The 26,097-nt window shown below is 66.5% G+C and carries 27 protein-coding genes and 1 tRNA gene; 8 read left to right on the top strand and 20 right to left on the bottom strand.

What is annotated here, in order from left to right:
• Together AC3WUT_RS16815 and AC3WUT_RS16820 are read left to right on the top strand one after the other, a co-directional pair.
• Positions 1-1,146 (top strand): CaiB/BaiF CoA transferase family protein, encoded by a 1,146-nt coding sequence (locus AC3WUT_RS16815; RefSeq protein ID WP_492348225.1) that lies wholly within the window; start codon positions 1-3, stop codon positions 1,144-1,146.
• A 51-nt stretch (positions 1,147-1,197) separates the two neighbouring features.
• The gene (locus tag AC3WUT_RS16820) at positions 1,198-2,166 is read left to right on the top strand and encodes a tripartite tricarboxylate transporter substrate-binding protein (protein ID WP_492348226.1); all 969 of its coding nucleotides are present in this window, start codon (positions 1,198-1,200) and stop codon (positions 2,164-2,166) included.
• Between the two features lie 33 nt (positions 2,167-2,199).
• On the opposite strand, the gene AC3WUT_RS16825 is transcribed toward AC3WUT_RS16820, so the two are convergent.
• The 15 genes from AC3WUT_RS16825 to AC3WUT_RS16895 all read right to left on the bottom strand — a co-directional run bounded on the left by AC3WUT_RS16825 (position 2,200) and on the right by AC3WUT_RS16895 (position 17,809).
• Positions 2,200-2,967 (bottom strand): hypothetical protein, encoded by a 768-nt coding sequence (locus tag AC3WUT_RS16825; protein ID WP_492348227.1) that lies wholly within the window; start codon positions 2,965-2,967, stop codon positions 2,200-2,202.
• A gap of 157 nt (positions 2,968-3,124) precedes the next feature.
• The gene (locus tag AC3WUT_RS16830) at positions 3,125-3,829 is read right to left on the bottom strand and encodes a hypothetical protein (RefSeq protein WP_492348228.1); all 705 of its coding nucleotides are present in this window, start codon (positions 3,827-3,829) and stop codon (positions 3,125-3,127) included.
• A gap of 118 nt (positions 3,830-3,947) precedes the next feature.
• Positions 3,948-4,760, bottom strand: a complete 813-nt coding sequence (locus AC3WUT_RS16835) for a sterol desaturase family protein (protein WP_492348229.1) — start codon at positions 4,758-4,760, stop codon at positions 3,948-3,950.
• Between the two features lie 25 nt (positions 4,761-4,785).
• Entirely contained in the window at positions 4,786-4,983 is a 198-nt protein-coding gene (locus AC3WUT_RS16840) for an IPTL-CTERM sorting domain-containing protein (protein WP_492348230.1), read from the bottom strand.
• A gap of 136 nt (positions 4,984-5,119) precedes the next feature.
• Positions 5,120-5,803, bottom strand: coding sequence for an SDR family NAD(P)-dependent oxidoreductase (locus AC3WUT_RS16845; RefSeq protein WP_492348231.1), 684 nt, complete (start codon positions 5,801-5,803; stop codon positions 5,120-5,122).
• A 226-nt stretch (positions 5,804-6,029) separates the two neighbouring features.
• Positions 6,030-6,446: a PIN-like domain-containing protein gene (locus AC3WUT_RS16850; protein WP_492348232.1), complete on the bottom strand. Its 417-nt coding sequence runs from the start codon at positions 6,444-6,446 to the stop codon at positions 6,030-6,032.
• Complete coding sequence (locus tag AC3WUT_RS16855; protein WP_492348233.1) at positions 6,443-7,165, bottom strand: DUF433 domain-containing protein; 723 nt, start codon at positions 7,163-7,165, stop codon at positions 6,443-6,445. The genes AC3WUT_RS16850 and AC3WUT_RS16855 overlap by 4 nt, the downstream gene beginning before the upstream one ends.
• A 313-nt stretch (positions 7,166-7,478) precedes the next feature.
• On the bottom strand, positions 7,479-7,937 hold the full coding sequence (locus AC3WUT_RS16860; RefSeq protein ID WP_492348234.1) for a GNAT family N-acetyltransferase: 459 nt from the start codon (positions 7,935-7,937) through the stop codon (positions 7,479-7,481).
• A gap of 110 nt (positions 7,938-8,047) precedes the next feature.
• Complete coding sequence (locus tag AC3WUT_RS16865; protein WP_492348235.1) at positions 8,048-8,608, bottom strand: hypothetical protein; 561 nt, start codon at positions 8,606-8,608, stop codon at positions 8,048-8,050.
• Between the two features lie 144 nt (positions 8,609-8,752).
• Positions 8,753-8,827: transfer RNA gene (locus AC3WUT_RS16870), tRNA-Arg, on the bottom strand.
• Positions 8,828-8,885: 58 nt separating this feature from the next.
• Complete coding sequence (locus AC3WUT_RS16875) at positions 8,886-13,055, bottom strand: translocation/assembly module TamB domain-containing protein (protein ID WP_492348236.1); 4,170 nt, start codon at positions 13,053-13,055, stop codon at positions 8,886-8,888.
• An 8-nt stretch (positions 13,056-13,063) separates the two neighbouring features.
• A complete protein-coding gene (locus AC3WUT_RS16880) occupies positions 13,064-14,998 on the bottom strand; it encodes an autotransporter assembly complex protein TamA (protein ID WP_492348237.1) in 1,935 nt (644 codons plus the stop codon).
• Between the two features lie 52 nt (positions 14,999-15,050).
• Positions 15,051-16,241 carry a vWA domain-containing protein gene (locus AC3WUT_RS16885; protein ID WP_492348238.1) on the bottom strand — a complete coding sequence of 397 codons (1,191 nt, stop codon included), beginning with the start codon at positions 16,239-16,241 and terminating at the stop codon, positions 15,051-15,053.
• A gap of 28 nt (positions 16,242-16,269) precedes the next feature.
• Positions 16,270-16,905: a GNAT family N-acetyltransferase gene (locus AC3WUT_RS16890; RefSeq protein ID WP_492348239.1), complete on the bottom strand. Its 636-nt coding sequence runs from the start codon at positions 16,903-16,905 to the stop codon at positions 16,270-16,272.
• A gap of 61 nt (positions 16,906-16,966) precedes the next feature.
• Entirely contained in the window at positions 16,967-17,809 is an 843-nt protein-coding gene (locus AC3WUT_RS16895; RefSeq protein WP_492348240.1) for an AAA family ATPase, read from the bottom strand.
• 112 nt (positions 17,810-17,921) lie between these two features.
• Between AC3WUT_RS16895 and AC3WUT_RS16900 the strand changes: the two genes are divergently transcribed.
• Positions 17,922-18,587 (top strand): c-type cytochrome, encoded by a 666-nt coding sequence (locus AC3WUT_RS16900; RefSeq protein WP_492348241.1) that lies wholly within the window; start codon positions 17,922-17,924, stop codon positions 18,585-18,587.
• Positions 18,588-18,683: 96 nt separating this feature from the next.
• On the opposite strand, the gene AC3WUT_RS16905 is transcribed toward AC3WUT_RS16900, so the two are convergent.
• Together AC3WUT_RS16905 and AC3WUT_RS16910 are read right to left on the bottom strand one after the other, a co-directional pair.
• Positions 18,684-19,118 (bottom strand): DUF1841 family protein, encoded by a 435-nt coding sequence (locus AC3WUT_RS16905; protein WP_027475901.1) that lies wholly within the window; start codon positions 19,116-19,118, stop codon positions 18,684-18,686.
• A 102-nt stretch (positions 19,119-19,220) separates the two neighbouring features.
• Positions 19,221-20,024, bottom strand: a complete 804-nt coding sequence (locus AC3WUT_RS16910; protein WP_492348242.1) for an IclR family transcriptional regulator — start codon at positions 20,022-20,024, stop codon at positions 19,221-19,223.
• A 190-nt stretch (positions 20,025-20,214) separates the two neighbouring features.
• On the opposite strand from AC3WUT_RS16910, the gene AC3WUT_RS16915 reads away from it, so the two are divergent.
• From AC3WUT_RS16915 to pcaF, 3 genes are all read left to right on the top strand, one after another.
• Entirely contained in the window at positions 20,215-20,931 is a 717-nt protein-coding gene (locus AC3WUT_RS16915) for a 3-oxoacid CoA-transferase subunit A (RefSeq protein ID WP_492348243.1), read from the top strand.
• A gap of 14 nt (positions 20,932-20,945) precedes the next feature.
• Positions 20,946-21,593: a 3-oxoacid CoA-transferase subunit B gene (locus AC3WUT_RS16920; RefSeq protein WP_492348244.1), complete on the top strand. Its 648-nt coding sequence runs from the start codon at positions 20,946-20,948 to the stop codon at positions 21,591-21,593.
• A gap of 70 nt (positions 21,594-21,663) precedes the next feature.
• A complete protein-coding gene (gene pcaF, locus AC3WUT_RS16925) occupies positions 21,664-22,866 on the top strand; it encodes a 3-oxoadipyl-CoA thiolase (protein WP_492348245.1) in 1,203 nt (400 codons plus the stop codon).
• A 39-nt stretch (positions 22,867-22,905) separates the two neighbouring features.
• Here the strand turns inward: pcaF and AC3WUT_RS16930 are convergent, their stop codons facing one another.
• The gene (locus tag AC3WUT_RS16930) at positions 22,906-23,547 is read right to left on the bottom strand and encodes a trimeric intracellular cation channel family protein (protein WP_492348246.1); all 642 of its coding nucleotides are present in this window, start codon (positions 23,545-23,547) and stop codon (positions 22,906-22,908) included.
• A gap of 102 nt (positions 23,548-23,649) precedes the next feature.
• On the opposite strand from AC3WUT_RS16930, the gene AC3WUT_RS16935 reads away from it, so the two are divergent.
• Entirely contained in the window at positions 23,650-24,279 is a 630-nt protein-coding gene (locus AC3WUT_RS16935) for a nucleotide-binding protein (protein ID WP_492348247.1), read from the top strand.
• A 62-nt stretch (positions 24,280-24,341) separates the two neighbouring features.
• Positions 24,342-24,797, top strand: coding sequence for a MaoC family dehydratase (locus AC3WUT_RS16940; protein WP_019574047.1), 456 nt, complete (start codon positions 24,342-24,344; stop codon positions 24,795-24,797).
• Between the two features lie 18 nt (positions 24,798-24,815).
• Here AC3WUT_RS16940 and trmL read toward each other — a convergent pair whose 3' ends face one another.
• Complete coding sequence (gene trmL, locus AC3WUT_RS16945) at positions 24,816-25,307, bottom strand: tRNA (uridine(34)/cytosine(34)/5-carboxymethylaminomethyluridine(34)-2'-O)-methyltransferase TrmL (protein ID WP_492348248.1); 492 nt, start codon at positions 25,305-25,307, stop codon at positions 24,816-24,818.
• 60 nt (positions 25,308-25,367) lie between these two features.
• Positions 25,368-26,048, bottom strand: a complete 681-nt coding sequence (locus AC3WUT_RS16950; protein WP_492348249.1) for a ComF family protein — start codon at positions 26,046-26,048, stop codon at positions 25,368-25,370.
• Positions 26,049-26,097: the final 49 nt, after the last annotated feature.

Below are 26,097 nucleotides of genomic sequence, written 5' to 3' on the forward strand. Positions count from 1 at the left end.
ATGAACACAGCACAAGGCACCGGCCTGCCCCTGGAAGGCGTCCGCGTCATCGAATTCACCCACATGGTCATGGGCCCCACCTGCGGCATGATCCTGGCCGACCTGGGCGCCGAGGTCATCAAGATCGAACCCCCGGGCGGCGACAAGACTCGGCAGTTGCCCGGCCTGGGCATCGGCTTTTTCCGCAGTTTCAACCGCAACAAGAAAAGCGTGGTGCTGGACATCCAGACCCCCGAGGGCCTGGCCACCGCCAAAGAGCTGATCGGCCAGAGCGACGTGTTGCTGGAGAACTTCCGCCCTGGCCTGATGGACAAGCTGGGCCTGGGGGCCGAGGCGCTGCGGGCCGCGTTTCCGGGCCTCATCTACGTGTCGCACAAGGGCTTTCTGCCCGGCCCTTACGAAGACCGCCTGGCGCTGGACGAAGTGGTGCAGAACATGGCCGGCCTGACCTACATGACCGGCCCCAAAGGGCGGCCGCTGCGGGCCGGCACCTCGGTCAACGACATCATGGGCGGCATGTTCGGCGCCATCGGCGTGCTGGCCGCGCTGCGCGAGCGTGAGCGCACCGGCCAGGGCCAGGCGATCCAGAGTGCCCTGTTCGAAAACTGCTGCCTGCTGGCCTCGCAGCACATGCAGCAGTTCCAGATGACCGGCGAGGTGCCGCCGCCCTTCCCCTCACGCGTGTCGGCCTGGAGTGTGTACGACACCTTTGACGTGGCCCATGGCGAACAGCTGTTCATCGGCGCGGTGAGCGACAAGCAGTTTCTTGCCCTGTGCGCGGTGCTGAACCGCCCCGACCTGGCCAACGACCCGGCCCTGGCCACCAATGCCCAACGCGTGGCTGTGCGCCCCGACTTGCTCGCCCGCCTGGCCGAGAGCACCATCGGGTGCGAGATCAAAGACCTGTGCGCCCGCCTCAAGGCCGCCGGCCTGCCCTACGCCAAGGTGGTGCGCCCTGATCAACTGGTGCACGACGAGCACCTGCTGGCCAGCGGTGGGCTGGTCCCCATGCAGACCGAGGACGGCGGCAGCACCCAGGCCGTGCTCTTGCCCCTGTTGATGGGCGGCCGCCGGCCCGGCGTGCGCCACCCCCTGCCCCGGGTGGGCGAACACACCGACGAGGTGCTGGCCACCCTGAAGCGCTGAAACCGGATTCGCCCCGACAAGAAGCCAAAAATCAGAATCGAGACAAACACCATGAACTTCCATCTGAAACGCCGCGCCTCCCTGGCCCTGGGGGCTGCCCTGATGCTGGCCGGTGCGGCCTGGGCCGACCCGGCGCCCATGCGCGTCATCCTGCCCATCGGCCCGGGTTCGGGGGTCGACACCATCGTGCGGGCTGCCCAGGTGGCCCTGGCCAAGGCCCTGAACCAGCCTGTGGTGATCGAGAACCTGCCAGGCGCCGGCGGTATCACCGGCACCTCGGCCCTGGTCAAGGCCGCACCCGATGGCAACACCATCGCCTTCATCTCGAACAACCATGCGGTCAACCCCAGCGTGTTCAAGAAGCTGCCCTACGACAGCCTGAACGACATCACGCCCATCAGCGTGGTGGGCGGTTCACCCTTTCTGCTGGTGGTCAATCCCAAGCTGGTGTCCGCCCGCAACGCCAAAGAGCTGCAGGCCTTTCTGAAGATCAAGCCCGAAGAGCACAACTACGCGTCGTCCGGCAATGGCACGGTCATCCACCTGGCCGGCGAGATGGTCATCGACGCCCTGGGCGTGCCGGTGCGTCATGTGCCCTACAAGGGCATGGGCCCCATGATCACCGACATCATGGCCGGTCAGCTGGAGATGGGGGTGGCTGCGGTGCCCGCGGTGCAGGGCCAGCTCAAAAGCGGCAGCCTGCGCGCCATCGGCGTGCTGGGCAAAAGCCGCGTGGCCTCGCTGCCTGAGCTGCCCACCTTTGCCGAGCAGGGCTTCCCCGAGGTGGACGTGATGGGCTGGTTCGCCGTGGTGGGCCCGGCCAGGCTGCCGGCGGCTCAGGTCAAACGCATCCACGAGGCCGTGGTGGCGGCCTTCGCCGACCCCGAAGTGAAGGCCGCCATGGCCAAGCAAGACAACGTGATCAACCCGGGCACCCCCGAGGCGGCGCGGCAGTTCCTGAAGGCCGAGCAAGAGCGCTTTGCCCACATCGTGGCCAAGGCCAACGTGAAACTGGATTGAGTGGGTGGGGGCGGGGCCTGCAGCGCAGTCGGCTCAGCGGCCGTCCAGAATGCTGCGCTGGCGTTCCAGGTAGATTTCGGGGCTGATCAGGTTGGCGTCGCGCATGCGCTTGAGTTCCAGCAGGCGTGCCTCGGTCCCACGGGTGTTGTTGGCCGTGACCTGGGCGTAGGCCGCGGGTGTGGGCGCACTGGCGGCCAGGTCGATGGCCGAGGCCTGCTGGGATGGGGTGGCCGCCGGCGCCGGCGCCTGGGCTTGAGCCTGCGCCGGGGGTTGGGGCTGGGCCACAGCTACCGGCTGGGCGGCGGCCTGCGGTTGAGCCTGCGGCAGGCCCTGGGGGTGAGACGGGGCGGCGTCTGCCGGGATGCTGCCCGAGCCCGGGGTGCCGGTTCTGGGGGTTTCCACCTTGGTGACCAGGCCCATGACCACCTGGATCAAGGTGGGGTACTCGTAGGCCGAGCCGGTGTTGTGGTCGATCACGGCCCCGATGCCTCCGCCAAAGATGATGTTGCCGAACATCGAGCCCTTGGTGTCCGACACCACGGAGGCCTGACCGGTTTCGTGGCCGACCTTGGTGCATTGCACCAGCATGTCGTCGTTGGAGCGGCGGATCTGCACCGAGCCCGGTGTGGTCACAAACCACTTGCCCTTGTTGTTGGTCAGCTCGCAGGCGGCACCCGGCACTTCAGCGCCGGCCCTGTCACGGGTCTGCAATGACACGCTTTGGCCCGTGGTACCCGTGATGGACGAGCATCCGGTGCTCAGCAGGACGATGGACGCCAGTGCGGCGAAACGGCTCTTCATTTCAGTCTCTCTCCCTATTTGAAACAAGATGTATCGTATTCGATACGTTGCTTCAAAATGGCAATACAGAACTGAATATCTGATCTTGATCATTTTCGGGGCCGTCATACGGCTGGCGCCGTGTGCGTCAGAGGCATGCCGGCCGCCCGGCCGAACGTCAGAACGCGTACTGCAATCTGACGGACACCATCTGCCCCTGCTGCCCATACGATTTGCCCACCAGGTAGGCCACGCTGTAGCGCAGCGACTCTTTGCGGCCCAGGCCCAGGCTACCGGTCAGCACCGGCCCCACGCGGTGGGATTGGCGGCTGGCGGGCAGCCATTGGTCCCAGGGGCCCAATTCACCAAAGCCCTGCAGCCCGACCTGCAGCCCAGGTCGCCAGTGGTACTTGGCCTGCCACTGGTATTTCATCTCGGCCGGCACCGGTGAGGCCGCTCGGAAGGTGCGGTCAAAGAACACATTGCCATTGAGCTGAAGCCGGCCCACCTCGGTCTGCAGCACCGGCCCCCACTGGAACACGGTGCCATCGGCGGCATCGTGGTTGAACATCAGCTTGCTGTGCAGGGCCAGGTCAAACGGGTACTGCCCTTGGGTCAGCAGGTAGTCGTTCTGCCAATGAAGCGCCTCGGCCCGTGTCTGCCAGAAGTCCGGGCCGATCGCGCTGGCAAACACCTCGGTGTACCAGCGGCTGGTGACGCCATGGCCCACGCCCACCTCGGGCCAGACAATCTGGCGCCGGTGCTTGGATTCGACCGTCCAGTAGCGAAAGTCGAGGTTGGTCTCGCCCTCGTTGTCGTAGACCGTGACCAGGTAGTAGCTGGGGTCAGCCTGGGCGGCGCTGCAGCTCAGCAAGCTGGCCATTCCCAGGGCCCAGGAGATTGGGCCGCTGGTCCGAAGGGAGCGTCTCGACGTTGGCGTTTCGCCTGGCTGGGGGAGGGGCGTCGAGGGCATGGAAGGCCTGGTGATGGGCGATCTGGGCTCAGGCTTCGGGCATCCGCTGGAACGGCGCTCGCAGCATGCCCCAGACGCTTTGCCAGCGCTCGTCCCTCTGGCTGTCCAGGCCTATGCGGGCGGGGCCCTCGGCGCTGGGTTGGCGCGTGCTGCCCAGCAGGTGGTCCCAGACCGAAAGACACAGACCGAAGTGACAGGCGCGGCCGTCGGCGTCGGCATCGTGGTGGTCACGGTGCTGGGCGGGGGTCACCAGCACCGGGCTCAGCTTCTCCACCCAGTCTGGAAAGCGCACGTTGGCGTGCTGCACCAGACTCAGCGCATTGCAGACGATGGCGCGCAGCCCCTCGATCCACAGCGGCAGGCCCAACACGGCGTAAAGGCCCAGGGTGGCCAGCACATGCACGGCGGTGTCCACCGGGTGGGTGCGCAGGCCGGAGCTGACGTCCAGATGCGAATCGCTGTGGTGCACGGCATGAAAGCGCCACAGCAGGCCGACCCGGTGGCTCAGCCGATGCACCCCGTAATCCAGCAGGTCGGAGGCCAACCAGGCCAGCCCGCATTGCGCGGCCAGCGGCAGGTGTTGTGCCAGGTTCAGTCCCCAGTCCGTGCTGCGCAACAGCAGGCTTTGAGAGGACACCAGCCACTGGCCGGCGAGGTAGTCGGCCCCCAGCACCACCCAGACAAACAGACCCAGGTTGCGCCCCACATGGCGCCAACGGGCGCGGGCGGTGCCAAAGGCCTGGCGTGGCTGGCCGTCCTCCCACAACAGAAAGAAAGCCAGCAGGCCCAGCAGGCTGCCCGCATACAGCACGCGCACCCAGACAAGGGTCTGCGGACTCATGGTGCGCTCTCAGGGGCCGGTCGCCTCACTTCTTTTTTCCACGCCGCCGGATCACCACGCCGGCCACCACCCCGACCAGGGTCACCAGACCCGTGAGCCCGATCTCATCCAGAGTGGGCACAGACTGGGTCTGGGTGTTGACGGCATTCGCACAGCAGGCGGTGCGAACCAGCAGGAGCCCGAAAAGAACCCCAAGGGCTCGGAGGGGGAGTGTCGTGTTCATGTTTCAAATTGTGGCATGAGGCGGGGGCATGTGGGGGCTGGCTTCATGTCATGCCCGGACGGGCACCTTCGCCGAGGCTCGGTCGCCAGGCCTGTCGTGGCGGGCTCAGTGGCCTTCGATCGGGCATTGGTTACCCTCAGCGCCCCACCCACCCGCCACACACCGGAAACACCTGCCCCACAAAACAGGCTGCGGGCGCGCTGCACAGGTAGGCGGCAAACTCGGCATCTTCGCGCGCACTCACCAGGCGGCCCAGTGGCACCTCGCGCTTGAGCCGCTCCTGGAAGCGCGGGTCGGCCTGCACCTCGGGCGGGAAGTAGGTCGGGTTCTCGACCAGGTTCTGGGCAATGGCATTGACCTGGATGTTGTGCGGCGCCACCTCGACCCCCAGGGCCTGCACATAGGCCAGTTGAGCCCCCCGCGCGGCACTGTAGGTCGAGGCGCGCTTCATGCCCCGCAGGGCCGCCGCGCTGCCCATCACCAGAATCCGGCCGCTGCGCCGGGCCATCATCGCCGGCAGCACCGCCTGGCAAAGCCGAGGCAGCGGATCGACCAGGGCGGCAAAGGTGTCGCGCCACTCCTGCTCGCTGACCTGGTGCGCCAGCGTGCTGGGCGCCGGCACCGCCAGATTGGCCACCAGCACATCAATGGGCCCGTGCTCGGCCACCAGGCGGGCCGGGGCTTCGGGATCCATCAAGGGGCGGTCGTCGGCCAGCACCACGGCCCCGTGCTCGGCAAACACCTCGCACAGCGTGGGGCCCATGAATTCGGTGGACTGGGTGATCAGCACCCGAAGCCCGGCCAGGCGTTGTGAAGTCATGGTGGTCTCCTTTGGGTTGGGCATGCAGCACGGCTGATGGCGGCCCTGGCAACGGTCCATTGCGGTTGCGGCGAGGCAAGGGTAGCGGGATCGACGCCGGGGGCCAAGGGGGCGGGGAGCCGAAGCCGGGTCAATCGACGGCTTGTCCTCAGGGGGGTGCACCAAGCCCGACGCACTCCGGCTGTTTGCTGTGCGGCGCGCGAACACACGTCTAGTCGCCCCAGCGTCAGATTTGCTGAAAGCGCCCTGAGGTGCTCCACGGCACCTCCATGGCTGCCCGGTCGGTGGCACAGGCCTGATCGACGATCCGTGGCCACCATTGAACGAGTTGCGCTGTCATGTCCCAGTAGGGCTTGCTGGCCCAAGACTTCTGCAGCACGAACACCGACAGGCCGTGTTGGCGCTGCACTTGGCGTTCCGCTCCCTTTTGCTTGCGGAAGTTGTCGCGCGAAACGATCGTCCAGCGTGCGCTGCGCTCGTGGCCAAGTGCCGTGAGCCAGTCGATATCAGCGGTGTCTGCCGCGAACTTGTCTGTGAGATGCACGATCTCTCCGATCTGCCCAGGCTCGAAGCGATGGTGGCTCAGGCGAGCCAAAGCGCCTGCCCAGTTGGGCGGAAGATTGGCGTCAAAGATGAAGTTCAATGCACCGCCTGCTTGAGATCTTGCTCAAAGCGGATCGCGGCTTCGACAGCCTTCAAGGGAACCCCGTAAACCCGTGACGTGATCGTCAACGCTTTCTCGTCGGCACCTTCTGCCTTGTAGGCTGCATACAGCGTGCTGGTGGGCGTTGCCGTGGCGTCAATGATGGGGACGCCAAAGCTGCGAGCCGGGTCGATCACGATGAGGGATTTGGTGCCACCGGGGTACCAGCGCTTGGCATGGTGTTTGTTTGTGTCGTAGACCAATCCGTCATACAGAGAGGGTTTGATGATGTCCTTGAACACAGACTGGCGACTCTTCAGATCGACCAGCGAGTTGTCGTTCATTTCTTCAGACACCGCCTCGGCGTAAATCGTCCGGCCATCCGTTTTGAATTGGGGCAGCGACATCGGGTGTGTGACACCAAAGAGCTCAGAAGCCGTGGTCAGACACCTGCGAATCACGGAGAGCGCAACGCCGGCCCGGGTGAACTCGCGCACAAAACGCAGTTCCACCAAGTCACGAAAGCCAATGACATCTTCATCAAAACGCTCGTTGGCCAGTTCATGTGTCCAAAGCGGTGAGCTGTCCACGCGCGATGCGGCATCGCCGGGCTTTTTGAGGTAGTGATACCCAAAAAGCCAGCGACGAATGTCCCGAGTTGGCACGCCGATCAAGCGCGACGCCTCTGGGATGGAGTAGATGCCGGTGCCGCTGTACATACCCGTGCGAGTCTACATCCGCGCCGTTTTCCGCGTGTCTGGGCGGCATCACGCCGGTCGGACCGGCTGCCGATGTGACGCCAGGTTGAAGGCAGTGAACCCATTGGTGGGCGTGAAGGTTGCGATCGAGAGACCGCTGGCGCATACCGAGCGCAACCAGGTGCGAGCGGCCTACAACAGGCCCACCTGTCTGCTGGACTGACGCCGGCTCATGGATTGGTGGGGCGACTTCCTCAAGGTGGAAGAGATTTCCTAGACTCGAAGGGCATTCAGTGAGGGCCAAGCGACGCGCAGGATCGTCGCGCCGTTGGCTTCAGCTGCGCTCCACGACCTCGCCCCCCAAGCGCCGATAGAACCGCAACCCGGCCTGGTTGGCCTCGAACACCCACAGGTACACCCCGGCTGCCTTGGCCTTGGCCGCCAGCGCCGAGGCTGCAGAGCGGATCAGGCGTTCGCCGATCTTCTGGCCGCGCAGCGCCGGCGAAACATGCAGGTTCTCGATCAGGCTGCCCCATTGGGCGTCGGCGTCGCAGTAGGCCGACAGAAAGGCCGCCGGCCCGGTGCTGGGCGACTCGGCCACTAGCACCTGCCGCGTCTCATCAGGCGCCGCCAGCCGGGCGGCCCACAGCTCGCTTCGGTTCTGTTCAATCGGCCCGGTGAGGAATTCGGGCGAGAGCACATTCGAATAAGTGTCGCGCCAACTGGCGCAGTGAATGGCAGCAATGCGGGGGGCATCGTCGGCCCGGGCCGGGCGGAGAGCGGTGCGTGTCAAGGAAGTTGTCGCCTGATTCATGCGCGCCGAGGCGCTTTATCCTGTGCTGATGTCGGCGTTTCGATGGGCCCCAACTCCAGCATCCCCAATGCCTCGATCACCGGCAGCTCCTAGGCCATCGGATGGGCGTTGGCCATGTCCTTGATGCAGGCCCACACAAAGGCCTCGCGGCGGGCCTCTGGGTCATCATTGACGGTCAACTGTCGGGGCCGCTCGCAATGGCGCACCAGGGCCAGCGCACGGGCCAGAGGCTCACCCATCTCCGCCAACGCCTGGTAGACCTGCAGGTGGGCGTACGCCTCGAAGGCCGCACGATGTGCGAGCAGATAGCTTTGGGCATCGTTGGAGGCTTGCACCTGGGGCTCAAAGGTGTTGGCCTCGCACTCGGCCAGGGTCAGGCGCAATTCCTCGGCCATGGTGGCCGCGTCGTTCTTGTTGAACAGGGCGTTCTTCACTTCCTTGGTCGGGGTGTAGTTCGCAGCCGCAAAGGCCCGGCGGAAGAGGTCGTGTGGATCAGCCGCGGCCTGCTCATGGGCGGTGATCTTCGAGCGCAGTTCTTCACAGCGCTGCAGCAGCTCGGCATAGGCTTTGCCGGGGCCTGTACTGCGGGCTTTGCCAAGGTCCGATATCGGCGCAGATGCCCTTGTGGGCGGTGCGCCAGGCCGTTTCATGCTCCCTTTGCTGGCGTCAGGGGAAAATACCGTTCGTGTCAGATAGGGGCTGCAGCGCGGTGCCGCTGGGCAACAAAAAACCCGCCAGGCCAAGGGCGGGGCGGGTTCTATGGCAGCGGAGAGACACCGCCTGAAATGTTCAGATGGTCCCTTCGACAGGAATCGAACCTGTATCTAGCGCTTAGGAGGCACTCGTTCTATCCATTGAACTACGAAGAGTGGACCGCCCGGGATTGTAGGGCCTGCGCGGGCAGGATTCAGTCAGCCCGGCATGGGTTCAGTCGTAGCTCAGCGTGAAGATCAGGTCGACGGCGCTTTTTTCGCCGGTCTGGGCGCGCAGGGTGAAGCGGCGGGTGAGGTCGTAGAAGATGTAGAAGGTGCCCATGGTGCCGGCCAGGCTGCGTTCGTACGACACATAGAAGTCTTTGGACAGGCGTTTGCCCAGGGTGAGGGCGGCGCTGGTGACGCCGGTGTCGGTGTTTTTGACGCCGCTGAACGAGACTTCGTCCAGGCCCAGCGATTGGGCCAGGCTGTCTGACAGGCCTCGGCCGCCGCCCAGCAGGGCCAGGGCGGCCTGTTGCAGCAGGGCCGATTCGGCGGCGCCGTTGGCGGCGGCGCGGCCCAGCACCAGCCAGGCCAGTTTGTCGGCATCGGCCATTTCGGGCTCCGAGAACAGGCGCACGCGGGGGGACAGCACGGTGCCGCTGATCTGCACGCCGACGCGGGTCGAGAGGTTGGGCCGGATGGCCAGGATGTCGAGCGAGGGGTTGTCGTAGGCACCGCTGAAGCGCAGCACGCCGGTTTCGATGTTGAGCTGCTGGCCATAGGCCTTGTAAGTGCCCTGGTCGGTGCGCAGTTCACCGGTGATCTGGGGTTCGGTGCTGCCCGGGCTCAGGCGCAGCTTCAAGCTGCCGCGCAGCCGGGTGACAAGGCCGCGGCCCTGCACACGAAAATCGTTGCCCAGATCGAGGCTGACCTGCACGTCGGCTGCGGGCAGGGCGCTGGGCGGCTGGGGGGCGGCGGCCGTGGCCTGGTTGGCGGTCTGGCTGGTGGTTTTGCTGGCGGCCTGGCCGGCACCGTGGCTGCCGGGCTGCACCAGCACATCGGCGCCCAGGCTGGGGGCGGTTTCGTCGGGCAGGACGAACAGGGCCTGGTCGGCCTTGAGGTCGCCGCTGACCTTGAGCTGGCCTTGTTCCAGCCGGGTGTTGAGCTCGCCCGACAGGGCCAGGCGGCGGTCGGCGCGGCTGGAGACCCGCAGGCGGTTGGCGCGGGTTTGCAGCTGCAGTTGCAGTTGCTGGCCGTTCCAGTGGGCGCTGCCTTGCGCGCTCAGGCTGCCGCCGTCGCCGCCGGCACCGGGGGCACCGCGCAGGGTGAATTCGGTGATGTCGATCTGGTGACCGCTGAGCACGGCGCGCAGTTTGCCGTCGCGCAGTTCCACCCCCTCGACCACCGAGCGCAGGGCCAGGTCGCTGGCGCGGATTTCACCTTGCCATTCGGGGTTTTGCAGCGTGCCCTTGAGGGTGGCCTGGGCGTCCAAGGTGCCGCGCATGCGCCAACCCGGCGGCGCCAGCACCGACCACACGCCCAGCTTGGGCATCTGGGCGTTCAACGAGCCGCTCAACGGGGTGTCGGGTGGCCAGCTCAGGCCTTGCGGGCCGTTGCTGAGGCGGGTGGCAAAGCGGGCCTGCAGCTGGCCGGCGCGTTCGCTGTCCCATTGCACGGCGGCGCTGAGGGCGCCTTCGTCCAGGCTGAGCGTGGCCTCGGCCACGCGGGCGCCGGCGCTGCGCTGGGCTTCGTTGGCCTGCACGCCCTGGGGCAGGTCTTCGGCCTGCAGGCGCAGGTCGCCGCGTTGCCGGCTCAGGCGCAGCCGGGCTTTCAGGCCGGGTTCGGCGCTGGCGCTCCAGTCGGCGTTCAGCAGCAGGTCGCCCGAGATGCCCAGGCTGGCACTGCTGGCGCCCTGGGCCAGGGCCATGAGTTGTTCGATCCAGGGCAGCGACAGGTCCTGGATCTGGCCACTGGTCTGCCAGCGGGCCTGGCCTTTTTGCTGGGCCCAGCGGGTGTTCTGCCAGCGCAGGCTCAGGTCGGGCACGCCGGCATGGGCCAGGCGGGCTTCGCCCGGGGCCAGCGTCAGTTCGGTCAGGTCGGCCTTGGCCTGGTGGTTCAGGCTCAGTGTGGCGGGGGCGCTCAGGCGCAGGCCCCAGGGCGCGGCGGTGGCGCTGTCTTGCAGGTTCAGGCTCAGTTCGTCCAGACGGGCGGCCCAGTTGAAGGCGCCCGGTGGGTTGCTGGCGCTGGGCCCGGCATGGACGCTGGCCTGCAGGCGGGCCTGGCGGGCGCCTTGGCGGGCCTCGCCGCTGAGGCTGAGTTCGAGCGGCGGGGTGGCGGGTGGGTTGCCGCTGCCGGGCAGGGTGCCGTTGAGGCGCAGCTGCAGCTGGCGCAGGGCCAGGGCAGGGCGTTGGTCGGTGGCGGCCCAGTCCAGACGGGGCAGGTCGAGTCGGGTGCTCAGGCTCAGGGCCTGGCCGCGGCGTGGTGCGGCCTGACCTTGCCAGGCCGCCAGCATGGCGCCCCAACCCCCTTGCCATTGGCCGTCGAACTGGCCCTGGCCTTGTTGGGGCAGCGCGGCGGCTGGGGTGCCCAGGCCGGGCAGGCGGGCCAGCCATCGGCCCAGGGCACCGGCGTCGCTCAGTTGGGCCTGCCATTGCCCCTGGCCCTGGTCGGCCCCCAGGTGGCCTTGCATCAAGGCATTCAGGCCCGGGGTTTGCAGTTTCAGGTCGGCCCGGCCCTGGCGCTGGCCGGTGTGCCATTGCAGCGAGCCCTCCAGTCGGGCTTCGGCCAGTTCCAGCTTCAGTTGCTGCAGTTGCAGTTCGCCCCCTTGCCATCGCCCCTGGGCCTGGGCCTGGCGCAGTTGCAGGGCGGTCCACAGGGCCTGGGCGGGCGCGGGTGGGGCCTTGGCCGCCGTGGTTGCCGTGGCGCTGGTGCGGGCTTGGGCTGCCTTGCCTGCGGGCTCAGTGCGGGCCTGCGCCTTGGCCTGGGGCTGGGTCCGGGGCGTGCTTGGGGTGGGGCGTGCCGGGCCGCCGGCCTGGGGGCTGAGGTCGACCTCAAAGCCCAGGGCATCGGCTTGGCCGCCGAGGGCGCGCAGCGCCAGGTGGCCGTTGAGGGGGGCGGGCGGGGCGGCGCTGTGCAGGCGCTGGGGCGAGACGCCCTGCAGCGTGGCCTCGGTCAGCCAGGGGGTGGTGCTGCCGGCCTCCCAGCGGCCTTTCAGGCGCAGGGTGCCGCCGCCCAGCCGGGCTTCGACCGGGTCGATCACCCAGGCACGACCTTGCTGTTGCAGGCGGGCGCTGAGCTGCTCCAGGGGCAGACGTTGCTGGTCCCAGGGGCCGGGCTGGGCGTTGCGCAGGTCCAGCCGGGCCTGCCAGGCCGGGGCCTTGCCGTCGCCGGGGTGGATGTCGATCGTGCCCGAGAGGGCGGTGCTGGGGGCTTGGGGCCACAGCAGGCTGAGGTCGATGCCTTGCAGGTGGGCCTGGGCCTCGGGCAGTACCTGTTCGGCCCAGGGGCGCAGGCGGGCCTGCACCTGGGCCTGCATGGCGCCGGGTGTCGGGCCGGGTGTTGTTGCGCGGCCCTGGCGGGTGGTGGCGTTGGCGGTGGGTGGGGGGGCGCCATCGGGGTCCAGCACGGCTTCCAGGGCGATTTCGGCGGCGGGGCCCGACAGCGTGCCCTGCAGGCCGGCGCGGGCCAGCAGTTGTGCGGGGGCGGGTGCGCCCAGGTGGGTGGGGATCTCGCCCTCCAGTTGGGCCTGCAGGGCCATGGGGGCGGCGCCTTGCAGGCTGACCTGGCCGCTGTAGTGGCCAGCCGCCACGCCCAGTTCGGACCATTGCAGGTGGTGTTGCTCGCCGTCGTAGTGGTAGTGGCCGTCGAGGTGGCTCAGCACCAGGCCGCCCTGGTCGGGCAGCTGGATCTCGCCCAGTTGCAGCGGGGTGTCGATGGTGAGGGGCAGGGTCAGCTCGGTCAGCGGTGGGCTGGGCGGGGCCTTGCCGTTGTCGCGCAGTTCCAGGCGCTCGGCGCTGAGTTCGCTCAGGGCCAGGTGGCGGCTCAGCAGGGCCCGCCAGTCCCAGCGGATGTGCAGGCCGGTGAGGGTGGCCCGCGTGCCGGGCTGGGACCAGTGGATTTCGGCGATCTGGCCGCCTTCGCGCAGGGTGCCGCTCACGCCGCTGACCTGCAGTTGGCGATCGGCTGGCAGCCAGCGTGGCAGCAGGTTCAGCGTGGTGGCCAGCGAGCCTTCGCTGCCGCTCCAGACCCAGGCGGCCGCCCCCAGGGCCAGGGGCAGGCCCAGCAGGCCGGCCGCGCACAGGGCGGCCAGGCGCAGGCGGCGGGCCCAGGGCCGTGGGCCTGCGTGGCTTGGGCGGCTTTGGTGTTGGCCCGCTTGGGACTCGTTGGGTGGCTGGGCGCTCATGTTGATCTTCAGAAGCTGAAGCCCACGGCCAGGTGCAGGCGCAGGCGACGGGTGGCGGCCCCCCAGGCCAGGTCGACTTCCAGGGGCCCCACCGGGCTGCGCCAGCGTGCGCCCACGCCCACGCCGACCTTGGCACGCAGGTCGTTGGCCTGGTTGGCCACGGCGCCGGCATCGATGAACACGGTGCCATCGAACTCGGTGGCGCGGCCGTTGTGCACGATGGGCTTTTGCCATTCGAGGCTGCCCACGGCGAGGTAGCGGCCGGGCTCCAGCGTGCCGTCGGCCTGCACGACACCGATCTCGCGGTAGCCGTAGCCGCGCACGGTGGTGTCGCCCCCGGTCAGGAACAGCTGGGTGCTGGGCAGGACCACGCTGCTGCGGGCCCCCACGGCGCCACCTTCGGCGCGCCAGGCCAGGCGGGGTGTCTGGGCGGCGCTGGGGTAGGCGCTTTCGTTGATCGGGATGAAGCCCAGCACGCGGGCGCGGCTGCGCAGGAACGGCGAGCGCTGGCTGCCCAGGGTCAGGCCTGGGCCCACCTCAACCGCCAGGCCGTAGCCCCGGGTGGGAAAGGGGATGTTGTTGAAGTTGCGCTGGGTCCATGCATAGTTGGCCGACACGCTGGAGGCGCTTTCAGCGGGGCTGCTTTGGGTCAGGGTGTGGTCGTACTGCAGGTAGAAATTGCGGTCGTAGTGCTCGTCGGTCTTGGCACGCCCGCTTCGCAGCGTCAGGCTGTTGACGGGGGCGGTGCTGCCGGTCTGGCGCTGCAACTGGCCCGAGGTGACCCAGCGCCAGTTGTCTTTGTCGGGCTGGCTGGTGAGTTCGCTGCTCAGGGTTTTGGTGTCGCGGTCCAGCGACAGCTTGGACAAGGCTTTCCAGTCCAGCCAGGGCAGTTTGCGCTGGGTGAATTCGGCTGACAGGCGGGCCCCGCTGTCGGTGCTGGCGCCCACGCCCAACACCAGCTTGTGCAGCTTGGCTTCGCGCACCTGCACGCGCACCGGCGCGGCCTGAGGGGGGCCGCTGGTGTCGAGCGACATGAACACCGAGTCGAAATAGCCGCTGTCGGCCACGCGCTGCTGGGCCTTGAGCAGATCGACCTGGGTGTAGGTGCTGCCGGTGGGGATCTGGGCCAGGCGGCGCACCAGCTCGGCGCTGTGGTGCTGGGTGCCTTCGACCAGCACCTCGCCAAAGCGGAAGTCGGGGCCCGAGTCCAGGGTCAGGCTGAGTTCGGCCTGCAGCGTGTCGGGGTCGATGCTGGCCTGGCTGTCGACCAGGTGGCCGGTGGGGTAGCGGGTGGCGGTGAGGCGGCGCAGCGCTTCGGTCTTGGCATTGTCCCAGGCGGCCTGGGTGAAGATGCTGCCGGTGCGCAGGCCCCAGGTCTCGGTCAGGCTGCGCTGCACGGCCTCCAGTTCGGGGTTGCGGGCCACGTCACCGCTGAGTTGCAGTTTGAAGGTGCTCACGCGCACGGGTTCGCCGGGGGTGACTTCGATCAACACTGACCAGGGGGCGTGCTGGGCGGCACCGGGTTCGGCGGCGGGCGGGCTCGGGGCGGGGCCGGCAGGCTGGGGGGCGGTGGCGGGGTCGGTCACCGAGATGCTGACCTCGGCGCTGAAATAGCCCTGGGTGGCCAGCAGCTTGCGGGCGTTGTCCTGGGCGCTGACCAGCAGGCGGTCCAGTTCGTCGCGGTCCAGGTCTTGCAGGCCGCGGTACTGTTGCAGCTCCAGGTGGCGCAGCAGGGTGTCGCGCAGCGGCTCGGGGGCATGCACCTCCAGGAGGAAAGCTGGGGGCGCGGTGGTGCCGGTCGAGCCCTTGTCTGGCTGGTGGGGCGTGGCCGAGGTGCTGCTGGCCAGCGTTGGGGTCGGTGTGGGGGGCTGGGCGTCGCCTTCGGCACGCGCGGGTCGGCCCAGGGTGGCCAGCAGCAACACCACCGAGCACGCCAGCCCCATCAAAAAGGCCGGCTTGAAAGCCGGCCTGCCTCGCCTGTACCAAAACATGTGTCTATTTTGACAGCATGCGCATCGCGTCTTCGAGGCCTTTGAGTGTCAAGGGGTACATGCGCTGGTTCATCAACTGCTGGATCACGGCGATGCTCTGGCGGTATTGCCACACGCCCTGGGGCTCGGGGTTGATCCAGGCAAAGCGCGGAAAGGTGTTGGTCAACCGCTGCAGCCATTCGGCGCCGGGTTCCTCGTTGTTGTACTCGACGCTGCCGCCCGGTTGCAGGATTTCATACGGGCTCATGGTGGCGTCACCGATGAAGATCAGCTTGTAGTCCTTGTTGTACTTGCGCAGGATGTCCCAGGTGGCGAACTTCTCGGAGAAGCGGCGCTTGTTGTTCTTCCACATGTAGTCGTACACGCAGTTGTGGAAGTAGTAGAACTCCAGGTGCTTGAACTCAGCCTTGGCTGCCGAGAACATCTCTTCGACCCGGGCGATGTGCTCGTCCATGGTGCCGCCGACGTCCATCAGCAGCAACACTTTCACATTGTTGTGACGTTCTGGCACCATTTTGATGTCGAGCCAACCCGCATTGGCGGCGGTGGATCGGATGGTGTCGGGCAGGTCAAGCTCTTCGGCTGAACCTTCGCGGGCAAACTTGCGCAGGCGGCGCAGGGCCACCTTGATGTTGCGCGTGCCCAACTCCTGGGTGTCGTCGTAATCTTTGTAGGCGCGCTGGTCCCATACCTTGACGGCGCTCTTGTTGCGGCTTTTTTCTTGCCCGATGCGGATGCCCTGGGGGTTGTAGCCGTTGGCGCCAAAGGGGCTGGTGCCGCCGGTGCCGATCCACTTGCTGCCGCCTTCGTGGCGTTCCTTCTGCTCTTCGAAGCGCTTTTTCAGCGTTTCCATGAGCTCGTCCCAACCCATCTTCTCGATCTTGGCTTTGTCTTCGGGGCTGAGCTCAAGCTCGAGGTTCTTGCGCAACCATTCAAGCGGAACGTCTTTGGTGAAGTCGGTCAGCATCTCGACGCCCTTGAAGTAAGCCGCAAAGGCGCGGTCGAACTTGTCGTAATGCTTTTCGTCCTTCACCAGGGTGAGGCGCGACAGGTAGTAGAAGTCGTCGATTTTCCAGGCCTCGTCCGATTCGGGGCCCACCACGCGGGCCTGCAGGGCCTCCAGCAGGGTGAGGAACTCTTTCACCGAAACAGGAAGTTTGGCGCTGCGCAGCGTGTAGAAGAAGTCGATCAGCATGGACGGCTCCAGGTCAGGTCACGGGGGCTTACTTGCCGCCGTGGACCACCGCGGGCGGTGGGGGTGTTTGCGGGTAGCGCTGCTTGAGCAGGTACAGCAGCTGGGCCTTGGCCTCGGGCCATTCGCCGGCGCTCATGCTGTACATCACGGTGTCGCGCACCGTGCCGTCACGGCGCAGCGCGTGGTGGCGCAGCACGCCATCCTTGCGCGCGCCCAGGCGCTCGATGGCCTGTTGCGAGGCGTGGTTGAAGTTGTCGGTGCGCCAGCCGACCAGGGCGCAGCCCAGGGTGTCGAACGCATGGCTCATCAGCAGGTATTTGGCGCTGGTGTTGACGTGGGTGCGCTGGACCCGTTTGGCGTACCAGGTGTAGCCGATCTCGACGCGACGGATGGCCGGCACGATGTCGTGGTAGCTGCTGGTGCCGATCAACTGGCCGCTGGCCTCTTCGATCACGGCGAAGGCAAAGCGGTTGCCCGCCTCGCGCATCTGCAGGGCGGTTTCGATGTAGGCGCGGGTCTGGCCGGGCTCGGGCACCGAGGTGACGCGGATGTTCCAAAGCTCGCCATCGGCGGCCGCGGCGGCCAGGCCGGCTTCATGGGCCAGGCTCAGGGGCTCGAGGCGCACACCGTTCAGGCGCAGGGTGACGGGTTCAACAAAAGACATGGTTTCTCCGGTGCCATGCGGGTGCCGCACTGCCGGGGCAGGGCGGGCAGCTCGGGATGGGTCAGCGGTTGCGCTGGTTCATGAAGACCAGCTTTTCAAACAGGGTCACATCCTGTTCGTTCTTCAGCAAGGCGCCCACCAGAGGGGGCACGCTGACCTTGGCGTCGGCACTTTGCAGGGCCTCCAGCGGGATGTCTTCGGCCACCAGCAGCTTGAGCCAGTCGAGCAGCTCGGAGGTGCTGGGCTTTTTCTTGAGGCCGGGCAGGTTGCGCACGTCGTAGAAGGTCTTCATGGCGGCTGCCAGCAGCTCGGCCTTGAGGGTGGGGAAGTGAACGTCGACGATCTTCTTCATCGTGTCGGCGTCGGGGAACTTGATGTAGTGGAAGAAGCAGCGGCGCAGGAAGGCGTCGGGCAGCTCTTTCTCGTTGTTCGAGGTGATGAACACCAGCGGACGGTTCTTGGCCTTGATCAGTTCACGGGTTTCGTAGCAGTAGAACTCCATGCGGTCGAGTTCGCGCAACAGATCGTTGGGGAACTCGATGTCGGCCTTGTCGATTTCGTCGATCAGCAGGGCCACCGGCTGCTCGGCCGTGAAGGCTTGCCACAACACGCCCTTGACGATGTAGTTCTCGATGTCCTTGACGCGTTCGTCGCCCAGTTGCGAGTCACGCAGGCGACTGACTGCGTCGTATTCGTACAGACCTTGCTGGGCCTTGGTGGTCGATTTGATGTGCCATTGCAACAGTGGCACGCCCAGGGCTTCGGCCACTTCTTCGGCCAGCATGGTCTTGCCGGTACCGGGCTCGCCCTTGACCAGCAAGGGCCGCTTGAGGGTGATGGCCGCATTCACGGCGAGCATCAGGTCTTGAGTGGCGACGTAATTTTGTGAGCCTTGGAATTTCATGGACAAGTGTTCGCTTAACAGATGTGTTGCAGAAGCGGGGCTCGATATAATCAATCGTTGATTTTTCTCAATCCCCTCGGTACCCAATCATCCATTTGATTGTGCTCGCAAAATGAACAAGATGTTGACAACGGTATTTGCCCTTGCTGTCGCTTCCGTGACCGCTTTTTCGTCGGCCGTCCACGCTCAGGAGGTCAAAGCAGATGTCAACGCCAAGGTGGCGATGTGCATCGGCTGCCATGGGATTGATCGCTATCAGGCGACCTTCCCCGAGGTCTACAAGGTGCCGCGCATCGCCGGCCAAGGCGAGAAGTACATCGCTGCTGCCTTGAACGCCTACAAGAAGGGCGACCGCAAGCACCCCACCATGCGCGGCATTGCCGATTCGCTGAGCGAGCAAGACATCGCCGAGATCTCGGCCTATTACGCCCAACTGGGCCATGTCGAAGGCGCTACCTTGCCCGACAAGCTCAGCCGCGAACCCAACACCCAGGTGGCGGCCCTGCTGAACAAGGGCGCTTGCGTGTCCTGCCACGGCGCCAACTTTGCCAAGCCCATCGACCCCTCGTACCCCAAGATTGCCGGCCAATACAGCGACTACCTGTATGTGGCGCTCAAGTCCTATCAAATGGGCAACAGCCCGGTGATGGGCCGCAACAACGCCGTCATGGGCGGGGTCGCCAAACAGTTCTCGCATGCTGAACTCAAGGCCCTGGCCTCGTATGTCAGCACCCTCGACAGCGACCTGAAGACCGTGCCTGAGTCGCGCTTCCGCTGATCAAGCCCCAGGCGTTGAACGCCCTGGCCATGAAAAAAGCCGCTGATCATTCAGCGGCTTTTTGTTTTTCTGCTGGGCCGGTTGCTTGGGGCGGCCTCAGTCGCGTGTGGCGGCGCGTTGCACGCTGTCGATGTAGGCATGGCCATCGGGGGGGCGACCGCTGCGCTGGCTTTCCCACAGCATGCGTCCCAGGAACTCCATGGTTTCGTGGTGGGCGCCGTGCAGCGAGTCGCGGCGGGCGGTCAGCAGTTCAACCGCCTGGCGGATGCCGCGGGGCTGGTCAATGCTGCATTGCTCGCTGATCGACAGGTGCATCGAGAGGTGCAGAAAGGGGTTGGTTTCGCCCTTCTGGCTGTCATACACGCGGGCCACGGCCGCGTCGGCATCGGCCAGGTCGGCGTGGTATTCGGGGTGCTCGTCGATCCACTGACCGGCCAGGGTTTCAATGGCCTCCATGGCCAGGCCCTGGCGGGACTTGGCATAGACCGAGCAGAAGAAGCGACGGACGTCGTCTTGAGAGGGGTTGAACATACGCCCGAGCGTATCACCCTGGGCGATGCCCCCACGCGTACAGGGGGGCGGCAGAGCCTGTTCAATGTCTTGCGCGACCCGAGGGGGACTTTGACCAGGCTCTCAGGCCCGTGGCGTGCCCACCATGCGCGAGATCGACTGGGCTGCCTGCAGCAGATGGGGCAGCATGCGGTTCTGCATGTCGAAGGCGCTGTTGCGGTTGGCCTGGCCGCTGATGTTGAGGGCCGCGATCACCCGGCCGTTGCGGTTGACCACCGGTGCGGCCATCGAGATCAGTCCTTCCTCGAGTTCTTGATCGACCAGGCACCAGCCCTGGTCGCGTGCCTGGCGAACCCTGGCCAGCAACTCGTCAACCTGGGTCAAGGTGTGCTGCGTCCGGGCCTGGAGTTCGGTGCTTGCCAGGCGGCGCTGGACCTCTTCGTCGGGCAGGCTGCCCAGCAGAATGCGGCCCATCGAGGTGCAGTAGGCCGGCAGGCGGCTGCCCACGCCCAGGTTGATGCGCATGATCTTGTGCGTGGGCACCCGCAGCACATAAATGATGTCGTTGCCCTCGAGCACGGCCGCCGAGCAGGACTCTTTCACCCGGTCGACCAGCCCTTCCATCACCGGCTCGGCCAGGTTCCAGATCGGCATCGACGACAGGTAGGCAAATCCCAGGTCCAGGATGCGCGGTGTGAGTCGGAACTGGCGTCCGTCGGTCTCAACATAGCCCAGAGTCTGCAGGGTCAACAGGATGCGACGGGCACCGGCGCGGGTGAGCCCGCTGCGCCCGGCGACTTCGGTCAGGGTCTGTTGCGGCGCGGCTGCGCTGAAGGTGCGGATGACCTCCAACCCCCGAGCAAAGGACTGCACATAACTGTCGCCAGGGCGTGGGGCCGCGTTCTCGTGGTCAGGTGACGTTGCCATGGTGTTGACTATCTCCTAAAATTCATTGTGCGAACCAATGTTCTTATTATGAACAAATTGACTGACCATCGATGCAGATGGCCGAGTTTTTTGCTCATGCTTAGTCACATGTGACGATTTTGCCCGTCTGGTCGCTAGGGTATGCCGTTTGAGCCTATCTGTGCCACTACCGTTTGGAGATATTTAATTCATGATTGACAAGATCGCTGCCTCAGTGGCAGAGGCTTTGCAGGGGGTGCAGGATGGCGCCACCGTGCTGATCGGTGGCTTTGGCACCGCGGGCATTCCACTTGAACTGATCGACGGCCTGATCGCTCAGGGCGCCCGCGATCTCACGGTGGTCAACAACAATGCCGGCAATGGCGACGCCGGGCTGGCGGCCCTGTTGCAGACCGGGCGGGTGCGCAAGATCATCTGCAGCTTTCCCCGTCAGGCCGATTCCCATGTGTTTGACGCGCTGTACCGCCAGGGCCGCATCGAGCTGGAACTGGTGCCCCAGGGCAATCTGGCCGAGCGCCTGCGGGCAGCCGGGGCGGGCATTGGTGCGTTCTATACCCCGACCGGCTTCGGCACCGAACTGGCCATGAACCCCGATGGCAGCCCCAAGGAGACCCGGATCATCAATGGCCGTGGTCAGGTCCTGGAGTACCCCATTCATGGGGACGTGGCGTTGATCCAGGCCGAGCGTGGCGATCGCTGGGGCAACCTGACCTACCGTCAGGCGGCGCGCAATTTCGGCCCGGTGATGGCCACCGCTGCCCGTTGTACGGTGGCCACCGTGCACGAGGTGGTCGAGTTGGGCCAATTGGACCCTGAGGCCATCGTCACCCCCGGCATCCATGTGAGCCATGTGGTGCCCGTGCCCCGCCGCGCCACCACGGCCGGCGGTTTCAAAGCAGCGGCTTGAGAGGAGACCCAGCCATGACCCCCCCATATCAGCCCCGCAGCAAAGACGAACTGGCGCGCCGCGTGGCCGCCGACATCCATGACGGCGCCTACGTCAATCTGGGCATCGGCATGCCCACCCGGGTGGCCAATCACATCCCCCCCGGGCGCGAGGTGATTCTGCAAAGCGAGAACGGCATCCTGGGCATGGGCCCGGCCCCGGCCCCTGGCCTAGAGGACTACGACCTCATCAACGCCGGCAAGCAGCCGGTCACCCTGCTGCCGGGCGGCGCCTTCTTTCACCATGCCGACAGCTTTGCCATGATGCGTGGCGGCCACCTCGACATCTGTGTGCTGGGCGCCTTCCAGGTGTCGGCCACGGGCGACCTGGCCAACTGGAGCACCGGCGAGCCGGGCGCCATCCCCGCCGTGGGCGGCGCCATGGACCTGGCGATTGGCGCCAAGCAGACCTGGGTCATGATGGACCTGCTGAGCAAGTCGGGCCAGAGCAAGGTGGTGGCGCAGTGCACCTACCCCTTGACCGGGCTGGCCTGCGTGAAGCGCATCTACACCGACCTGGCCACGCTCGAATGCAGCCCCCAGGGCCTGCGCCTGATCGACGCCGTGGACGGCCTCGGGCGCGAGGCGCTGCAAGACCTGATCGGCCTGCCCTTGCTGGATTGAGGCTGATATCCGCCCACCAAGAGCCCACCAAGAGCCCCCCCAATTTCAACCCCGGAGACTAGGACCAACCATGACACAAGCTTTTATCTGCGACGCCATCCGCACGCCCTTCGGCCGCTACGGCGGCGCTCTTTCCAGCGTGCGCACCGATGACTTGGGCGCGATTCCGCTCAGGGCTCTGATGGAGCGCAACCCCGGGGTCGACTGGGCCGCTGTGGCGGATGTGATCTATGGCTGCGCCAACCAGGCCGGTGAAGACAACCGCAACGTGGCCCACATGTCCAGCCTGCTGGCTGGCCTGCCGATCGAGGTGCCGGGCGCCACCGTCAACCGCCTGTGCGGCTCGGGGCTGGACGCGATCGGCACCGCGGCACGGGCCATCAAATCGGGCGAAGCACGCCTGATGATCGCGGGCGGCGTGGAGAGCATGAGCCGTGCCCCGTTTGTGATGCCCAAGGCCGAAAGCGCTTTCAGCCGTGCCAATGCGGTGTACGACACCACCATCGGCTGGCGCTTCATCAACAAGCTCATGAAAGCCCAGTACGGCGTGGATTCCATGCCCGAAACGGCCGAGAACGTGGCCACCGATTTCGGCATTGAGCGCGAGGCCCAGGACCGCATGGCCCTGGCCAGCCAGATGAAGGCCGTGGCCGCACAGAAGGCCGGTGTGTTCGACGCCGAAATCGTGCCGGTCACCATTCCCCAGAAAAAGGGCGACGCGGTGGTGGTGAGCCAGGATGAGCACCCCCGTGCCACCAGCCTGGAAGCCCTGGCCAAGCTCAAAGGGGTGGTGCGCCCCGATGGCACCGTGACCGCAGGCAATGCCAGCGGCGTCAATGATGGCGCGTGTGCACTGCTGCTGGCCGATGAACGCACGGCCGCGCAATACGGCCTGACCCCGCGTGCCCGCGTGGTGGGCATGGCCACGGCGGGCGTGGCACCGCGCATCATGGGCATTGGCCCGGCACCAGCCACCCAGAAAGTGCTGGCCCTCACCGGCCTGAGCCTGGCGCAGCTCGATGTCATCGAGTTGAACGAAGCCTTTGCGGCACAAGGCCTGGCGGTCCTGCGCCAGTTGGGCTTGCAAGACGACGATCCTCGCGTCAACCCGAACGGTGGTGCCATCGCGCTGGGCCATCCGCTGGGCGCCAGCGGGGCCCGTCTGGCCACCACCGCGATCAACCAGCTGCACCGCAGCGGTGGCCGCTACGCTTTGTGCACCATGTGCATCGGCGTGGGGCAGGGCATTGCCGTGATTCTGGAACGCGTGTAAGCGGCCGGGTTGGCGTGCCGGGAGGGCAGGCCGGTAGGTTCAAAGACGCCGCCAGCCCGGCAGTTGCCAGTCGCGCCAGAGCGCCAGGCCCCTGAGGCCGGCGGTGCAAAGCGCGCACAGCATCAGCGCCGGTGACTCGGGTACCTGGGCCTGCACCAGCCCCAGGTACAGCCAGCCGCCCACAAAGGCGCAGACCGCATAGGGGCGGTGGTCATGGAATGCCTTGGGAATCTGGTTGCAGACAATGTCACGCAACACGCCACCGAAGACGCCAGTGATCACGCCCATCATCACCGAGATCAGCCCCGGCATGCCCAGGTCGTTGGCCATGTCCACGCCCACCCCGGTGAACAGGCCCAGGCCAATCGCGTCGGGCAGTTGAATGGCGCGTTCGGTGGGCTCGAAATGGCGCCGCTTCAACAGCAGCAATGCCGCCAGGCTCAGGCCCAGGATGCCCCACACATAGTCCACGTGGCGCACCCAGAAAAATGGGCGCTGGTCGAGCAGCAGATCGCGCAAGGTTCCCCCGCCGAAGGCCGCCAGAAAGGCCACCACGCACACGCCGACCGGGTCGAGCTTCTTGCGCGCCCCCTCCAGCACGCCAGAAAGCGCAAAGGCCAGGGTGGCCGCCAGCTCCAGCAAATGCCTCAGCCAGGGCTCCCAAAATGAGACTGTGTTCATGGTCGGGCATTGTGCACGGGCATGGGCCGACCGCGATGGGACTGGCCCCGGTCATCGGCAGCGGCTAACATGCGCCGCATACGCAAGTCTTGGAGGATCGATATGACGGTGCTTGTCGTCGCCAATCCCAAAGGAGGAGTGGGCAAATCCACTCTCAGCACGCAGGTGGCGGGCTACTGGGCCAGCCAGGGCCAGACGGTGGCCCTGGGGGACATTGATCGGCAGCAATCGTCGCGCTTGTGGCTCAGCCTCCGGCCTGCGACGGCCGCGCCGATCGCTGTCTGGAGCGTCCAGGACGACGACAAGGAACTGGCCCGGCCCCCGAAGAGCGTGCAGCATGCCGTGCTCGACACACCGGCCGGCCTGCATGGCGGGCGCCTCAAAGAGGTCATCCGCCTGGCCGACAAGGTGATCGTCCCCTTGCAGCCCAGCATTTTCGACATGTACGCCACCCAGGATTTTTTGAACCAACTGGCCGACATGAAGCGGGCCCAACGGGTTGAGATCGGCATCGTGGGCATGCGGGTGGACGAGCGCACGATCGCCGCCGAGCGCCTGCATGAGTTTGTCGATCGCCTGGGCCTGCCGGTACTGGCCACGCTGCGCGACACCCAGAACTACATCCACCTGGCCGCCAGCGGACTGAGCGTGTTCGACGTGGCGCCCGGGCGTGTGGCCAAAGACCTGGCTCAGTGGCAGACCCTGTGCGAGTGGCTGGGCCGAGCGACCTGACGTGGATGCGCCATGTCGCGTGGCCGACATGGGTGGGAACAGGCCGCCGCTAAAGTGCTTGCATGAAAACCTTCCAGACCCTTTCCGACCTGGCCGCGTGTGTGGGCCAGGAAGTAGCCATCAGCGATTGGGTGACCATCACCCAGGAGCAGGTCAATCAGTTTGCAGAAGCCACGGGCGACCATCAATGGATTCACATCGACGTTGAACGGGCCAAGCAGGGGCCTTTCGGCGGCCCGATTGCCCACGGCTTTCTCACCTTGTCCCTGTTGCCGCGCTTCTTTGGCGAGACGCTGGCCGTGACCGAGGCCCGCATGGGCGTCAACTACGGGCTCAACAAGGTTCGCTTCCCGGCGCCCGTGCCGGTGGGCAGCCGCCTGCGGGCTCGTCTGCGCCTGCTGGAGGCCTCGCCCATCGATAACCAGGGCTACCAGTTTGCCTGGGAGGTGACGGTCGAGCGCGAGGGCGGCAGCAAGCCGGTGTGCGTGGCCGAATCGCTGGCCCGGCAATACCCCTGAGCCTTGTCCGAGCCGCGCTCAGGTAGCCCCGGTGGGGGTGGCCTGGGCACCGCCGAAGCCGTTCTGTCGCCAGGCCTCGAACACGGTCACGGCCACCGCGTTGGACAGGTTCAGGCTGCGTTGGTCGGGGCGCATCGGCAGGCGCAGTCGTTGCGACAACGGAAATTGATCTCGCACCTCAGGGGCCAGGCCCCGGGTCTCGGCGCCGAACACCAGCCAATCCCCGGGTTGAAAGCTCAACTCGAAGGCGGGGCGCGATCCGCGGGTGGTCAGGGCGAACATGCGGTCGCGGGCTGGTTGCTCTTGCGCCAGAAAGGCCTCCCAGTTGGCGTGGCGGCGCAGTTCGGCGTACTCGTGGTAATCCAGCCCGGCGCGGCGCATGTAGCGGTCTTCCATCGAGAAGCCCAGTGGCTCGATCAGGTGCAGGGTGCAGCCCGTGTTGGCCGCCAGGCGGATGACGTTCCCGGTATTGGGCGGGATTTCGGGTTCAACGAGAACAATGTGAAACATTCCGCCATTGTCGCGCGCCTACGTGCCCAGGGCTGACGCAGGGGGTGGATCCTGGCGCCCTCAGCGGGGCGCGGGCGTGCGGGCCAGCACGCAGGCATGCACCTCACGGGCGCCGCCCGCCTGCCTCACCACCCGCGCTGCGCTGTGCAGCGTGGCCCCGGTGGTCATCACATCATCGATCAGCAGCACGCGGCGGTTCTTCAGCCGCGCGGCCTGATCCGGATTGATGGCAAAGCTGTGGCGCAGGTTGCCCAGGCGCTGGGCCCGGGTGAGCCGGGCCTGCGCTGCCGTGTCCTGCAGGCGCCACAGCAAGTCGGTGTGCAGTCGGCACGGCGTCAGCTGTTGGGCCAGCAGGGCAGCCTGGTTGTAGCCGCGTTCACGCAGCCGCTGCCTGGACAGGGGAATCGGGATCACCCAGTCGGCCTGCTGAACCGATTCGGCCACACCCGGGGCCTGCATCATCAATTGGCCCAGCATGCCGGCCCAGGAGGGGTCGTCATGGAACTTGAAATCGGCAATGCAGGCTGACCAGGGAAAGGTGTAGTCCAGCGCCGCTTGGCAACTGGAAAGTGCCGGTGGATGCAGCAGGCAGGGGCCGCAAACCGGATGGCCTGACTCGACACGGATGGCGCAGCGGCGGCAGCGTGGCACGGGGCGCGCAAAGCGACCCACGCATTCCTCGCACACGCGTTGCGCTGGCCAGGCCCGGCACACCGCGCACTGACTGGGAATGCGGGTCATCATTGCCTCGAAAAGCCGCGCCAGCATGGACTCAATATACTCGCGGGCG

The sequence above is a fragment of the Curvibacter sp. EU05-FHT14A10 genome (assembly GCF_058791075.1).